Genomic DNA, 13,831 nt, shown 5'->3' on the forward strand with positions numbered 1-13,831 from the left:
TTCGTCTCACGTCCACAACTCGCCGCTGTCGCACACCCGGGCGCCCATGTTGCGCTCCATCATGCGCAGCGCGGCGTCCGCGAGGTCGGAGTGGATGTGGGCGACCGCGTCGCGCGCCACGATGACCTCCAGATGGCGGATGTGGGCGTCGAGCGCCGAGTAGAGCACACACTGCTCGGTCACCTGCCCGCACAGCACCAGCCGGTCGATGCCCTGCTCGTACAGCAGGTACGTCAACGGGGTCTCGAAGAAGATGGAATGGCGTGCCTTGACCACGAAGAGGGACGAGCCGTCGGGCCGCAGCGGCTCGACGAGGCGGGCGTGCGGTCCGGCGAGGGCCTGGTCGAGGATCTCGCCGTGGTGCGAGCGCCACTCGCCGAAGTTGTCGTTGACGTAGATCACGGGAACGCCCTGCCGTCGCGCCCGCTCCAGCAGACCGGTCACGGCGGGGAGTACGGATTCCACCGAGGGAATCAGCGAGTCGGCGTCCTTGTGGTCATAGGTGTTGATCATGTCGATGACGATCAGCGCTGTTTTGCCCATGCGGCACAGGTTGCCACTGCGCGGCCGGGAAACCGCTCGGCCGCGCGGGGGCGAGCGCCCAGGGCGCCGGTCCGGCGCCCTCGCTCCAGTCCCGCAGCCGACCCTCGTCCACGCAGACTATTCCGCTCTGTTCGGCGTACTCGACGGCCGGGCGGGTGAAGTCGCTGGTGGTGACGACGACCGCGACGTCGGCGTCGTGGACGGTGAAACAGGTGCCGCCGAAGCGCTGCAGGTCCTCGGAGCCGACCTTGTTGCCGTCGGCGTAGCACTTGCACTGGATGACCAGGCGCCGGCCGTCGGGGGCCACCGCCGTCACGTCGGCGCCCAGGTCGCCCGCGCCGCCGACGACCTCCACCTCGGCGCAGCCGTCGCGCAGGCAGAGGTCGGCTATCGCCTGCTCGAACTCGTCGGCGGTCAGCGGCTGGTCGTCGTCGGCCGTCGTGGTCGCGGGCTGAGGGATGTGGGACGCCTCCCGCGGCGCCTCGGTCGTCCGTGTCTCCTCCAGTGCCTCCAGGGCCGTCGCCGTGCCCGCCGCCAGTGCGCGCGTGGTGCGCCGCGCCAGGCCGGAGGCCGAGAGTCCGGAGCGCCTGCGCCGGCCGACGAGACAGGCCAGTACTCCGCCCAGCACCAGGACGAGCGCCCAGGCCGGGCGCCGCTCGGCGACGTCGAGCGCCATCCGCACGGCCCATCCCGCGACACACAGGCCGACGGCGGCGAGTCCGAAGAACAGGGCCGTCGCACGGAGGTCGAAGCGGCGCCCGGAGCGACTTCGGCGGGGGCGTCGTGCGGGAGCGGTCACGAGGGTGTTTCCTTCCTGGCCGACGACATGAAGATCACCTACGCCCGTCTTCCCAAGAACCGGGCGTTCACCGTCCGTTCATGACACGCCGTCGGATGGCGCATCCGACCGGTGTGGGAATCTTTCGGGCATAGCGTGCGGAATATGAAGAAATGCCATGTCGTGTACCTGGTGTGCACCGCAGCGATGATCGGAACGGGGCTCGGTGCGGCTCCGGCGTCCGCCGGCCACATGACCCACGTGGTCCACCCCGGCGAATCGATCCAGAAGACGGTCGACGCCGCCGGCCCGGGCGACACCGTCCTCCTCACCCCCGGCACGTACCACGAGAGCGTCAAGGTGAGCACGCCCGGACTCACCCTGCGCGGCATGGGCCGCAGCACCGTCATCAAGCCGGGCACGGAGAAGGCCGCCGAGGACAACACCTGCGCCGAGGGCGGCAACGGCATCTGCGTGATCGGGACGAAGGACGAGAACGTCAAGGGCATCACCGTCGCCAACCTGACGGTGACCGGCTTCAAGCGCACCGGCCTGTTCTCCATGGCCACCGACGGCCTGACCGTGCGCAACGTCACGGCCGTGAAGAACGGGGTCTGGGGCATCGCCCAGGAGCGGTCGATCCACGGCATCTTCCGGGACAACACCGCCCGCGACAACGGCGACGCGGGCATCTTCCTCGCCAACACCATCAAGGCCGAGGAAGGCGCCGTGGACACCCAGGGCACCGAGGTCGCGCACAACCGGCTCGAGGGCAACCGGATCGGCATCACCGTCCGGCGGCTGCGCAATCTGGCCGTCGCGGACAACCTCATCACCGGAAACTGCGCGGGCGTGTTCGTCGTCGGCGACGAGAACAAGCCCATGGCCGGCGACCTGGTCGTGCGCGACAACTACGTCGTGCGCAACAACAAGTCCTGCCCGAAGACCGACCGGCTGGAGGCCCTCCAGGGTTCCGGCATCGTCCTGACCGGCGTCGAGAAGGTCCTGGTCGCCGACAACACGGTCGAGGGCAACTCCGGCAAGTCGTCGATGTCCGGCGGCATCGTCCTGGCCAAGAGCATGGTGGGCGCCGCCAACTCGAAGAACGAGATCAACGGCAACCGGCTGCGCGACAACTCCCCCGCCGACCTCGTCAACGCGACGACCGGCGACACCGCCAAGAGCAACACCTTCACCGGCAACACCTGCGGCGCCTCCGAGCCCGCGGGTCTGTGCTGACGGCCGGCCGTAGTCACCGGGGAACCCGGAAGAACGCAGAAGAAAGAAGGACGCGGCACATGACCGCACAGACCGCCCCGCCCCCGCCCATGCGGCTGCGGGAGCTCGTGTTCGGGGCGGCATGTGCCGCCGCCCTCCGCGCGGCCGCCCGGCTCGGCGTCGCCGACGCGCTCGGCGACTCACCGATGGCCGTGGAGGACCTCGCGGCCGCGGTGAAGACCGAGCCGAGGCCGCTGCGCCGGCTGCTGCGCGCCCTGACCTGCCACGGCGTCTTCGCCGAGCACAAGGACGGGACGTTCACGCACACCGACATGTCCCTGCTGCTGCGCGAGGACGACCCGCACAGCCTGCGCTACATCACCCTGTGGTGCACCGAACCGTGGACCTGGGACGCCTGGCCCCTGCTCGACGAGGCGGTCCGCACCGGCTCCAACGTCGTCGAGGGCCTGTACGGCAAGGAGTTCTTCACCTACCTCAACGAGGACGCCCCCGAGTCGGCCGAGGTCTTCAACCGCGCCATGACCACGTCCAGCCGGCAGTCGGCCCAGGACGTCGCAGCGCTCCTCGACCTGTCCGCGAGCACGTCGGTGGCCGACATCGGCGGCGGCCAGGGGCACGTGGTGGCCAGCCTGCTGGAGAAGTACCCGTCGATGCACGGCACCCTCCTCGACCTGCCCCGCGTGGTGGAGAACGCCGACCCCCGGCTGCGCGAGGGCGGTTCGCTCGCGGACCGGGTGCGGATCGTGCCGGGCGACTGCCGGGAGGCCATCCCGGTCCGGGCCGACGTCTACGTCATCAAGAACATCCTGGAGTGGGACGACGACAGCACCGCCCGCGCCCTGCGCAACGTCATGGCGGCGGGCGGCCCCGGGGCACGGGTCGTGGTCATCGAGAACCTCGTCGACGACTCGCCCTCCATGCGGTTCAGCACCGCGATGGACCTGCTGCTGCTCCTCAACGTCGGCGGCGCCAAGCACACCACCGACAGCATGGTCGGCCGGCTGACCGACGCGGGCCTCGTCATCGACGACATCCGCCCGGTCAACCCCTACCTGCACGCGTTCGACTGCACGGTGCCCGAGTGAGCTGACGGGCGGGCCGCACTTCGGCCGCCGGTCCGCGACGTGCGCGGGCCGGCGGCCGAGGTGCGTGCGGGCCAGGTCAGACGCCGGGCGCGCGGCGGTCGGTGACGAGGTCCATGCGGGCTCCGCCGAGCGCCCGGGCGAGCTCGCCGCCCGCGGGCGCGGGGCCGTCCAGAAGGGTCGTCAGTTCGGCCACCCGGGCGGGGTCCGCGAGGCCGAGGGCGACCGCGGGGTCTCCGTCGCCGAGCTCACCCCGTACGTCGACCAGCCGCACGACGACGTCGTCGCGCTGGAAGATGGTGCTGCACAGGACGGGGCGGCGCGGGTCGTCCGCCGCCGCCTCGTCGGCCTCGGCCAGCAACTGGGCCAGCCGCATGCCGCAGCCCGGCCGGGCCGGGTAGGACAGCGCGTGCCGGCGTGCCGCCGGGTCCTCCTCGCCCGCCGTCACGTGGTGCACGGCGGGCAGGGCCGCCCGGGTGTAGAAGACCCGGGCGGACTCCGGGTCACCGAGGTCCCGGTCCTGCTCCAGATACGGGTTGAGCGCCTCCTCGACGGCGCGCACCTCGGGCTGTTCCGCCACGTGCCGCAGAGCCGCGAGCAGGTCGCCGCGGACCTCGATGGCCCGTACCACCCGGTTGCCGTGCAGGAACAGGGAGGTGCGGCACAGGCGCGTGGTGTCGTCGACCCGCGGCTCGGGCGAGGCGTAGTCGGCGAGGAGCCCGGCGACCGTGTCCTCGCTGCCCGGCTTCACGGTGAAGGTGAGGGCGTGCCGGATGACTCCGTCGCCGATCCGCGGCGACGTCTGGAGCCCGCCCCGGGCGCCGGACTCGGCGCCCGCCGCGGGGTGCCCCGTCTCGCGGACCACGTGGAAGCGGAGCGACCGGGTGTCCCGGACGCAGCTGTGCAGCGGCTTCACCATCCGTACGTGCTCCTCGCTGCTCACCCAGTTCAGGAACGGCGGGGCGCTCTCCCACTCGCTGGTGATGAGCCACTGCGAGGGGTTCTCGATGGACTGGCACAGCTGCTCGCCGAGGTGCCCGGGCACGGACTCGACGTGGCTGCGCAGACTTTCGTACGTCTCGAGGAACTGCTGCTGGGCTCCGTCGTAGACCTCGACCAGCAGGACGACCCGGAGTCTGGAGCCGTCGAACACGGACTGGGAGACGTGGTGCGACACCTGTCGCGTCAGCGGTTCGGAAGCAGGGGTGGGCGTGGTGGTCATCCTGCGCACATCTCCTTCGCGGGTCCTGCACGGGTCCTTCGCCGGGGGGTGGAGCGTGACGTCGGCCGCGGTGGTGCGACGCCGGCGTGCCTCGATCCTGTGCCCGCCCCTGGTGGCGCGCGACCCGTGTGCACTGCGCGGGTGACCGGGGGCTCGGACGAGGCGGTCTCAGGTGAGGTGGGCGAAGACCACGAGGTTGTCCGTGTAGTCCTTGGCCTTGCGGTCGTAGTCGCCCGCGCAGGTGATGAGCCGTACCTCGGCCCGGTCGGTGTCGCCGTACACGCGCTTGCTGGGGAAGTCGTCCTTGTCGAACGTCTCCAGACTGTCGACCTCGAAGGAGGCCGTGCGTCCGTCGGCCCGCTCCACGCGGAAGACGTCGCCCTCGTCGAGTTCGGAGAGCCGGGCGAAGACGGCCGCGGACGTCTTGGTGTCCACGTGCCCGGCGATGATCGAGGTGCCCGTCTCCCCCGGGGAGGCGCCCTTGGCGTACCAGCCCACGAGGTTGGTGTCGTCCGGCGGGGGTGCTTCGAGCTGTCCGTTCTTGCCGATGGCGAGGCCGGTGAAGGGGGCGTCGACGGAGATCTCCGGGATCAGCAGGCGCACCGGCTTCGACCGGGGCAGGTCCCTCTCACTGTCGTCCGCGCTGGACGGGGCCGACGGCGCCGACGCCGCCGACGCGCCGGGCTGCGGGGTGAGGGGCGGCCGCGAGGAGTCGGCCGACGTGTCGTTGCCGCCGACCAGGCTCACCGCCAGGACCAGGAGGGCCACGGCGCACAGCACCATCGTGCCCGGGCGGGATCCCTGTCCGGCGGGCACCTGTGTGTCGTCGGCGGGCGGAGTAGGGGGGACTGCCATCGAGGACCACCTCACTTGGGCACGGCAGCAGGGCGGGCGGTGGAAGGGCGAGGGGCGGGCGGGCGAGGAGGGAAGCGAGCCGGGCCGCCACGCGCTTGGCTGGTGGCGGCCCGGCCGCTATCGCGCCCGGCACGGCTCACGCCACTCCGTCGGCCGACTTCCTGCGTCGGACCGCGTACAGACCGGTCGCGGCGACGCCCAGGACGGCCAGCCCGCCCGCGGTCGTGGCCGGCGTGTCCAGCCCGCCGCCTCCGGTGTGCATGCCGCCGCGCGGCTTCTCCCGCTCGCCGCCGCCCCAGGACTTCTCGCCCTCGTCCTGCTTGTGGGTCTCCGAGCCCTCCTTGGAGCCGCCGCCCTCCCAGTCGCCCTCGTTCACCACGGCCAGGGCGCCGCCGCCCGTGTGCATTCCGCCGCGCGGTTCGTCGTGCTTGCCTCCGTTGTCGTGCTCCTTGCTGTAGGAAGAATCGTCGTGCTCCCAGTCGCCGGCGGCCGCCGCGTAGGCGCCGGGCGCGCCGAGGACGAGGACGGCCGAGGCCGCCGCAATGGTCAGGAGCATGCGAGCAGAACGCATCTGAGGTTCCTTCCGTCACGACCGGGCAGCTGGTGCTTCGTCAGCTGAATTGACCCGGCCCCGACGTGAATTACCGTCAGCCCGCGGTCCCGGTAGCACCACTCAAGGCGCTCAGGCGGGTGACGGCACGGGTGCATCCGTGGGCGGACCTCGCCCCGTCGGCCGAACCCGCTACTCGTCCGGGTCGGCGTGGGTCGGGTCCATGACCTCGGGCTCCTGCCGGCGCGAGCCCGGCGCGGCCCGGTCGGGGGTGGCCTCGCTGTGCGGGGACTGGGGCGGGGGCGGCGGTGACGTGTCGCCGGGGGCACCGACACCCTCGGCGGGCAGGCGCAGGGCCAGCAGGGCGACGTCGTCGCCGCGGGGCTCGATCCGGGCGAGCAGTTCGTCGCAGAACGCGTCGATGCTCTCCTCCTCCAGCCGCCGCGCCAGGACGCCGGCGTGGTGGCGGAGCTTGGCCATGCCGGCGTCGATCGGACGGTCGCGGCTCTCCACCAGACCGTCGGTGTAGAGCAGCAGGATGCTCTCCGGCGGGAGCTCCTCGGTCGCGTCGGGCCAGTTCAGGCCGAGGCGCAGGGTGGCGCTCATGCCGATGAGCGGGCCGTGCCCCGCCTCCAGGAAGCGGGTCGCGCCGTCCGCGGTGATCAGCAGGGGCGGCGGGTGGCCGGCGGTGACCCAGTGGAACTGCCAGGGGCCGCCCTCGGGGCCCTCGATGCGGGCGAAGACGAGCGTCGCCATGGGGGCGTCGCTGGTGTTGGTCACCGCCTCGTCCAGGCGCCGCATGATGACGCTGGGCGGCTCCCGGTGGTCCCAGGCCAGGGCGCGCAGCATGTTGCGGACCTCGGCCATGTGGGCGGCGGCCTGCAGATCGTGGCCGACCACGTCCCCGATGACCAGGGCCATCACTCCGTCGGAGAGCAGGAAGGCGTCGTACCAGTCGCCGCCGACCTCCATCGCGCTCTCGGCGGGCCGGTAGCGGGCCGCCATGCGCACGTGGTCGACCTGCGGGAGGGGGGTCAGCAGCTGGCGCTGCATGGTCACGGCGACGTTCTGCTGCTCCTGGTAGAGCCGGGCGTTGTCCAGTACCAGTCCGACGCGTCGGCCGATGTCGGCCAGCAGGGCGATCTCGGCCTCGGAGTGGGCCGGGTGGTCCCCCGCGCGTGCCACGGTCAGTGTCCCGTACGACCGCTGCCGGGTGCGGAGCGGGACGACGACGGCGGAGTGTCCGCCGAGGCGTTCGAACAGGACGCGGTGCGTGGCGGCGAGGGGGTGGCGCGGGTCGTCTCGCACCTCGTCGGCGCTCAGCGGGACGGGGCGGTCGCCGTTGACCAGCCGGTTCAGCGCGGCGCGGGCCGTGTCCGGCAGCGAGGTGACGGGCCCTCTCAGCCGTCCCGCCCGGTGCGGGTGCGTGCTGCTGCGGACGGCGACCCGTTCCAGCACTTCCGACCGGTCCTGGTGGACGTCGGCCGCGGCCCACTGTCCCAGTTCGGGCACCAGCAGCCGCAGGAGACGGCGGAGGGTGACGGAGGTGCGCTCGGTGGGGACGAGGACCGTCGAGATCTCGGCCACCAGGTGCAGCTGAGTGGTGAAGGCTTCCAGGGCTGCGGTGCGCGCCTCGATCTCCTCGGTGGCACTGCGGTGCAGGCTGAAGTCGTGGAAGACGAGCACCAGTCCGTCGTGTCGGCCGTCCCGGACCAGCGGGGTGGTCGCCCAGATGATCGGCACAGTGGTGCCGTCCGCCCGCTGGAAGTACTCCTCGCTGCCCTCCTCGGCCGACGTCCCGGACAGCGGGTTGCGCAGGGTGCACAGCTCTCGCGGTACGGGGCTGCCGTCGGCGTGCCTGTGCAGCAGGTCGTGCGCGTCGCCTCCGATCATGTCCCGCTCCGGCCGTCCCAGCAGTTGCTCGGCCCACGGGTTCGCGGACGTGATCCGGCCCGATGCGTCGAGGGTGAGGACGCCGGCGCCCAGGGCCCGCAGCACGGCGAGGGCGAGGGCGGGCTCCGGAACGTCGTCCGCGTTCTCCTGCCCCGGTCCGTCGCCCTCCCGGTGGCCCGCCCAGCGTGACGCCACGACCCTCACAGCCTTCCGATGCCGTCCGTCCCGCCAGGTTCCCCCACCGGGCACGGGTGAACCGCTCCGGAGGGCCGAAGGAGGGAGATCGGGTAGGCTCCGGTGCCGATCTTGTACCTCGGAGGGGTGTGTGCGGACCAGGACCACGACCGCGGCGACGGCCGTGCTGAGCTGTCTGCTGGCGGGGGCTCTCACGGCGGGGTGCGGCGCCGGCGACGCCGGGGAGACGAAGTCCGCCGACGAGCTGCTCGAGGACGCCAACGCCACGATGCGGGCACTGGAGTCCGTACGGATCGACTCCACGAGCGCCGCCGCGAAGGGCGGTACGGTGACCAGCCGGCTCGTGACCGACCTCGACAGCCGGTGCTCCGGCAGGACCGCCTTCTCCGAGGGCGGCAGCCTGGAGCAGATCCGGATGGGCGAGACCGACTACGTCCGTCCCGACCGCGCCTATCTGGAGAAGTGGAAGCCCGGCGGTGTCACCGGCGAGCAGCGGATGTGGATCAAGGTGCCCGCCGACTCGGCACAGCCCGGCGACGGACTCTCTTCCTGCACGCGGCCCTTCACGTCGTTCGGTGAGGTGAAGAAGGGGAAGAGCGGCCCCGTCTCGGGCCGGGCGGCCGTCGAGCTGACCGTGACCGACGACGGAGGCGACGGGGGCACCGGCGGGATCTACACCTTCCACGTCGCCACGGAGGGCGAGCCCCACCTGCTCAAGGTGGTCTACAAGGGCGCCGACTACAAAACGACCACGTCCTTCACCGCCTTCGACGAGCCGCTGGACATCAAGGCGCCGGACCCGGCCGAGGTCATCGACGCGCGGAAGGCGACCGGGTGAGGCGCCGGGCCGTCGGGTAGTACGGGACCGGGGTGGTCAGGACGCGTGGCCGAGGGCCGTGCCGTTCCGGTCGTCGGCGAGCCGCACCGCGGCCCTCATGCGCTTGCCGACGGGCTCGCGACGCACCTCGAAGCTCTGGCAGACGGCCATGACGATCTCCAGTCCGTGCCGCCCGACCCGGTCGGGGTCGGCGCCCTCGGCCACCGGCAGCACCGGATCGCTGTCCCACACCGTGACCTCCACCCGGTCCTCGGCCAGCTCCAGGTCGACGAGCGACGGGCCGGGCGCGTACTTGCAGGCGTTCGTCAGCAGCTCGCTGACCACGAGCTGCACCAGGTCCACCGCGCGGTCGGGCACCGGACGGTCCCGCGTGGCCCGCACGCGGGTCAGGAAGGCGCGGGCCAGCTCCCGGCCCCGGGCGATGTCGCCGGGCGTGCCCTCGTACTCCGCCGAAACCCTGACCGGCGCTTCTCTCGGCCGGTTCCCGTTCTGGACAGCCCCGTTCATTCGATCCGCCCTCTTCCTGAGCCTTGACCGTCACGCCAGCCCGTCTACCCCCGGATCCGGGAAACATCGGCCCGCGGCCACCAGCCGTGCGGGCCTCTTAGGATGGCGGGCGTGGATCTCCTCGCCGTGCGCACGTTCGTCACCGCCGCGGAGGCGGGGCAGCTGCAGATCGCCGCCGACCGGCTGGCGGTGACCCAGCAGGCGGTGTCCAAGCGTGTCGCCGCCCTGGAGAAGAGCCTGGGCGTGCCGTTGTTCACCCGCACCGCACGAGGGGTGCGGCTCACCGTGGACGGACAGGCGTTCCTCCCGCACGCGCGTGCGCTGCTCGACGCCGAGGAACAGGCCCTGTCCTCCGTACGGCCCGGCGGCCGCCCGCTGCGGGTCGACGTGATCGGCAGACGGGCCGCCACGGCCGGCGTGCTGCGCGACTTCCACCGGGCCCGTCCCGGTGTCGCCCTCGACGTCGTCACCCTCCCCGACGTGCGGGCGGCGGTCACCGCCATCCGGTCGGGGGCGGTCGACGCGTCCTTCCGCTGCGTCACCATGCCGAGGTTCGAGCTGCCGGACGGCATCGAGGCCACGCCCCTGTTCGACGAGCCGCTCCATCTGGTCACCGGGCCCGCCCACGCGTTGGCGGCCGCACGGGAGATCAGCCCCGCCCAGCTCGCCGGTCATCGCGTCTGGATGCCGGGGAACGTGCCCGGCGCCGAGTGGACGGCCTACTACGACGCCCTCGCCGCCGCGTTCGGGTTCACCATCGACGCCGTGGGGCCGAACTTCGGCGTCGAGGACATGCTCGACACGATCGCCGGGTCCCCGGCGGTGGCGACCTTCCTCAGCGACCGGACACCGCTCGTCCGGCCCGCCGTGCACGGTCTGCGGCGCATCCCGCTGCGCGACCCGACGCCCGTGTACCCGCACTCCCTGCTCCGGCACGCCGACAACCCGCACCCCGCACTGGCGGCGCTGCGGGCCCACCTCGCCTCCCGGCCGACCGGCCCCCCGGACGGGGAGGTCTGGGCGCCGGCGTGGGCGCTGCGCTCCCGCCCGCCGGATTCGAGACCCGCCGCCGGCTCGGCGGGTTCCGGGGGGTGTTCAGGGGCCGGGTGTCTGACTGATCCTGTCAGGACGCCGGCCGGCCGCGCGGTCGAAGGGACCGTACGGGGCCGGGACGGGGAGGGGATCCTGGTGCACGGCGGACACGAAGCGGCGCGGTCCTCGCGGAAGGCCGACCGGGGACGGCCCCGGCCCGCCTGCCCGGTCAGCCGCGCGGCGGACGGGACATGGCAGGTGCACGATTACGAGGTCGCGCGTGCGCTGCTGCGCGGACCCGGCACCGTACAGGCCGGTCTCGGCGTCGAGACGGTGGAGAAGCTGCCGCCGCGCGTGCGCCGGCCGGTGCTCTACCGGGACGGCCCCGAACACCGGGAGCACCGTCGGCAGACCGCGCGCTTCTTCACTCCCCGGCGGGTCGACGAGCACTACCGCGACCTGATGGTCCGCATCGCCGGGGAGCAGCTGGACGTGCTCCGCGCGGCGGGCGAGTCCCCGCTCGCCGACCTGGCCTTCGAGCTGGCCATCGGCGTGGTGAGCGAGGTCGTCGGGCTGCGGTACGGCCGGCCCGGCATCCGCCGCAGGCTGGAGCGGTTCTTCCCCGAGGAGTTCGGCGAGCCCGGCCTGACCAGCGCGCGGGGCCTGTACTGGCTGCTGCGGCAGAACGCCAACTGGCTCCGCATCCACCTGGCCGACGTCCGGCCCGCCATCCGCGCGCACCGTCGCCGCGAGCACGACGACCTGATCTCCCACCTGATCGCGGAGGGCTGCTCGGACGCGGAGATCCTCGGTGAGTGCCTGACGTTCGCCGCGGCCGGCATGGTCACCACGCGCGAGTTCGTCTGTCTGGCCGCCTGGCACCTGTTCTCCGACGCCGAACTGCTCGCCCACTACCGAGCGGCGGACGAGGCGGGGCGCCTGGCCGTCCTGCGGGAGCTGCTGCGGCTGGAGCCCGTGATCGGGCGGTTGCGCCGGCGGGCGATCGAGCCGGTCGAGCTGCCCTGTCCGGGCGGGGCGGTGACCGTGCGCCCCGGCGAGCACGTCGCCCTCCTGCTGGACGACGCCAACACCGACCCGGCGGCGGTGGGCGAGGAGCCGCTGCGGGTCCGGCCCGGCCGCGCCGGGGAGGTCGGCGCGGGGCTCGCCTTCGGCGACGGCCCGCACCGGTGCCCCGGGGCGCACATCGCCCTGCTGGAGACGGACGTCTTCCTCAGCCGCCTGTTCGCCCTGGACGGGGTCCGCATGAGCGGGGAACCGCGCGTCGCCTTCCAGGAGGCGATCGGCGGCTATGAGATCCGCGGGCTGACCGTGGCGCTCCCCCGGGCCGGTCACGGCTGACCGGCCCGGGCCGGGGCACGGCGTCAGTCGCCCAGCGCGCCCAGGACGACGAGCTTGGCCTCGTCCTGCACCTGCCGGAGGTGGTCCGCGCCGAGGAACGACTCCCCGTAGATCTTGTAGACGTCCTCGGTGCCGGAGGGCCGGGCCGCGAACCAGGCGTTCTCGGTGGTCACCTTGATGCCGCCGATGGCCGCCCCGTTGCCCGGGGCCTCGGTGAGCACCGCCGTGACGGGCTCCCCGGCGAGGGTGTCGGCGGTGACCTGGGCCGGGGACAGCTTGGCCAGGCGGGCCTTCTCCTCGCGGGTGGCCGGGGCGTCGATGCGGGCGTAGGCGGGTTCGCCGAAGCGGGCGGTGAGGGCCGCGTAGTGCTCGGACGGCGTCTTCCCGGTGACGGCGGTGACCTCGGAGGCGAGGAGGGCCAGGATGATGCCGTCCTTGTCCGTCGTCCAGACCGAACCGTCCCGGCGCAGGAAGGAGGCGCCGGCGGACTCCTCGCCGCCGAAGCCGAGCGTGCCGCCGACCAGTCCGTCCACGAACCACTTGAAGCCGACGGGTACCTCCACGAGCGGGCGTCCGAGGTCGGCGGCGACCCGGTCGATCATGCCGGAGGAGACCAGCGTCTTGCCCACGCCGGCGTCGGCGGGCCACTCGGTGCGGTGGGCGTAGAGGTAGGCGATGGCCGTGGCGAGGTAGTGGTTCGGGTTCATCAGCCCGGCGTCGGGGGTGACGATGCCGTGCCGGTCGGCGTCCGCGTCGTTGCCGGTGGCGATGGTGAAGCGGTCGCGCTGTTCGATGAGCGAGGCCATCGCGTGCGGCGACGAGCAGTCCATCCGGATCTTGCCGTCCCAGTCCAGCGTCATGAACCGCCAGGTGGGGTCGGTGAGCGGGTTGACCACCGTCAGGTCGAGGCGGTGCTGCTCGGCGATGCGGTCCCAGTACGCGACGGAGGCTCCGCCGAGCGGGTCGGCACCGATCCGCACGCCCGCCGACCGGATCGCGTCGAGGTCGAGGACGCTCGGCAGGTCACCGACGTAGGCGCCGAGGAAGTCGTGGCGGCCGGTGCCGGGCGCGGCGAGGGCCCGGGCGTACGGGACGCGTCGTACGTCCTTGAGCCCGGCGGCGATGATCTCGTTGGCGCGGTCCTGGATCCAGGAGGTGGCGTCGGAGCCGGCCGGGCCGCCGTTCGGCGGGTTGTACTTGAACCCGCCGTCGGAGGGCGGGTTGTGCGAGGGGGTGACGACCACGCCGTCGGCGAGGCCCGAGGTGCGGCCCCGGTTGTGGGTGAGGATGGCGTGGGAGACCGCGGGGGTGGGGGTGTAGCCGTCCGCGGTGTCGATCAGGACGGCCACGTCGTTGGCCGCGAACACCTCCAGCGCGGTGATCCTGGCCGGCTCGGACAGGGCGTGGGTGTCGGCGCCCAGGAAGAGCGGGCCGTCGGTGCCCTGTGCGGCGCGGTACTCGCAGATGGCCTGGCTGGTGGCCGCGATGTGGGCCTCGTTGAACGCGGCCGCCAGGGACGACCCCCGGTGGCCGGAGGTGCCGAAGGCCACGCGCTGGCCGGGCTCCGCCGGGTCCGGGTGCACGGTGTAGTACGCCGTCACCAGCCTGGCGACGTCGATCAGGTCCTCGGGGCCGGCCGGCTTCCCGGCTCGGTCGTGCTGCATGCGCCCACTCCTCCGCTCGTCGGGCAATCGCTCGCGGACCCATCTTCCCCTGTCCGGGGAGCGGCACCCGAGGT

General features: G+C 72.8%; 12 protein-coding genes and 1 pseudogene. 5 read left to right on the plus strand and 8 right to left on the minus strand.

Annotation, left to right across the window (positions count from 1 at the left end):
- Positions 1-6 precede the first annotated feature (6 nt).
- Both AMK11_RS24595 and AMK11_RS24600 read right to left on the minus strand, forming a co-directional pair.
- Positions 7-543 (minus strand): isochorismatase family cysteine hydrolase, encoded by a 537-nt coding sequence (locus AMK11_RS24595; RefSeq protein WP_073730187.1) that lies wholly within the window; start codon positions 541-543, stop codon positions 7-9.
- Complete coding sequence (locus AMK11_RS24600) at positions 497-1,342, minus strand: restriction endonuclease (protein ID WP_079187666.1); 846 nt, start codon at positions 1,340-1,342, stop codon at positions 497-499. The genes AMK11_RS24595 and AMK11_RS24600 overlap by 47 nt, the downstream gene beginning before the upstream one ends.
- Before the next feature lie 144 nt (positions 1,343-1,486).
- Here AMK11_RS24600 and AMK11_RS24605 point away from each other — a divergent pair, with 144 nt between their 5' ends.
- Complete coding sequence (locus AMK11_RS24605) at positions 1,487-2,560, plus strand: right-handed parallel beta-helix repeat-containing protein (RefSeq protein ID WP_073730188.1); 1,074 nt, start codon at positions 1,487-1,489, stop codon at positions 2,558-2,560.
- A gap of 59 nt (positions 2,561-2,619) precedes the next feature.
- The gene (locus AMK11_RS24610) at positions 2,620-3,645 is read left to right on the plus strand and encodes a methyltransferase (protein WP_079187667.1); all 1,026 of its coding nucleotides are present in this window, start codon (positions 2,620-2,622) and stop codon (positions 3,643-3,645) included.
- A gap of 76 nt (positions 3,646-3,721) precedes the next feature.
- Here the strand turns inward: AMK11_RS24610 and AMK11_RS24615 are convergent, their stop codons facing one another.
- The 4 genes from AMK11_RS24615 to AMK11_RS24630 form a co-directional block, all read right to left on the minus strand.
- On the minus strand, positions 3,722-4,864 hold the full coding sequence (locus AMK11_RS24615; RefSeq protein ID WP_073730189.1) for a SchA/CurD-like domain-containing protein: 1,143 nt from the start codon (positions 4,862-4,864) through the stop codon (positions 3,722-3,724).
- Positions 4,865-5,032: 168 nt separating this feature from the next.
- Positions 5,033-5,719 carry a class F sortase gene (locus AMK11_RS24620; RefSeq protein WP_073730190.1) on the minus strand — a complete coding sequence of 229 codons (687 nt, stop codon included), beginning with the start codon at positions 5,717-5,719 and terminating at the stop codon, positions 5,033-5,035.
- A gap of 136 nt (positions 5,720-5,855) precedes the next feature.
- Positions 5,856-6,290: a hypothetical protein gene (locus tag AMK11_RS24625; protein WP_073730191.1), complete on the minus strand. Its 435-nt coding sequence runs from the start codon at positions 6,288-6,290 to the stop codon at positions 5,856-5,858.
- Positions 6,291-6,461: 171 nt separating this feature from the next.
- Entirely contained in the window at positions 6,462-8,357 is a 1,896-nt protein-coding gene (locus AMK11_RS24630; protein WP_198941448.1) for a SpoIIE family protein phosphatase, read from the minus strand.
- A 130-nt stretch (positions 8,358-8,487) separates the two neighbouring features.
- Between AMK11_RS24630 and AMK11_RS24635 the strand changes: the two genes are divergently transcribed.
- Positions 8,488-9,195 (plus strand): hypothetical protein, encoded by a 708-nt coding sequence (locus AMK11_RS24635; protein WP_073730192.1) that lies wholly within the window; start codon positions 8,488-8,490, stop codon positions 9,193-9,195.
- 36 nt (positions 9,196-9,231) lie between these two features.
- Here the strand turns inward: AMK11_RS24635 and AMK11_RS24640 are convergent, their stop codons facing one another.
- Positions 9,232-9,702, minus strand: a complete 471-nt coding sequence (locus AMK11_RS24640) for an ATP-binding protein (RefSeq protein WP_073730193.1) — start codon at positions 9,700-9,702, stop codon at positions 9,232-9,234.
- Positions 9,703-9,804: 102 nt separating this feature from the next.
- On the opposite strand from AMK11_RS24640, the pseudogene AMK11_RS24645 reads away from it, so the two are divergent.
- Together AMK11_RS24645 and AMK11_RS24650 are read left to right on the plus strand one after the other, a co-directional pair.
- Positions 9,805-10,755 (plus strand): annotated as a pseudogene (locus AMK11_RS24645) (LysR family transcriptional regulator); the annotation flags it as partial.
- 132 nt (positions 10,756-10,887) lie between these two features.
- Positions 10,888-12,093, plus strand: a complete 1,206-nt coding sequence (locus AMK11_RS24650; protein ID WP_073730345.1) for a cytochrome P450 — start codon at positions 10,888-10,890, stop codon at positions 12,091-12,093.
- 23 nt (positions 12,094-12,116) lie between these two features.
- Here AMK11_RS24650 and pgm read toward each other — a convergent pair whose 3' ends face one another.
- The gene (gene pgm, locus AMK11_RS24655; RefSeq protein ID WP_073730194.1) at positions 12,117-13,757 is read right to left on the minus strand and encodes a phosphoglucomutase (alpha-D-glucose-1,6-bisphosphate-dependent); all 1,641 of its coding nucleotides are present in this window, start codon (positions 13,755-13,757) and stop codon (positions 12,117-12,119) included.
- Positions 13,758-13,831 lie beyond the last annotated feature (74 nt).

Origin of the sequence: Streptomyces sp. CB02414 (assembly GCF_001905385.1) — a bacterium.
Lineage (GTDB): Bacteria > Actinomycetota > Actinomycetes > Streptomycetales > Streptomycetaceae > Streptomyces.

Excerpts from the sequence above, each read along its gene's own strand:
- AMK11_RS24595 (WP_073730187.1), bottom strand. The coding sequence starts at position 543 with ATGGGCAAAACAGCGCTGATCGTCATCGACATGATCAACACCTATGAC.
- AMK11_RS24605 (WP_073730188.1), top strand. The coding sequence starts at position 1,487 with ATGAAGAAATGCCATGTCGTGTACCTGGTGTGCACCGCAGCGATGATC.
- AMK11_RS24610 (WP_079187667.1), top strand. The coding sequence starts at position 2,620 with ATGACCGCACAGACCGCCCCGCCCCCGCCCATGCGGCTGCGGGAGCTC.
- AMK11_RS24615 (WP_073730189.1), bottom strand. The coding sequence starts at position 4,864 with ATGACCACCACGCCCACCCCTGCTTCCGAACCGCTGACGCGACAGGTG.
- AMK11_RS24620 (WP_073730190.1), bottom strand. The coding sequence starts at position 5,719 with ATGGCAGTCCCCCCTACTCCGCCCGCCGACGACACACAGGTGCCCGCC.
- AMK11_RS24625 (WP_073730191.1), bottom strand. The coding sequence starts at position 6,290 with ATGCGTTCTGCTCGCATGCTCCTGACCATTGCGGCGGCCTCGGCCGTC.
- AMK11_RS24640 (WP_073730193.1), bottom strand. The coding sequence starts at position 9,702 with ATGAACGGGGCTGTCCAGAACGGGAACCGGCCGAGAGAAGCGCCGGTC.
- pgm (WP_073730194.1), bottom strand. The coding sequence starts at position 13,757 with ATGCAGCACGACCGAGCCGGGAAGCCGGCCGGCCCCGAGGACCTGATC.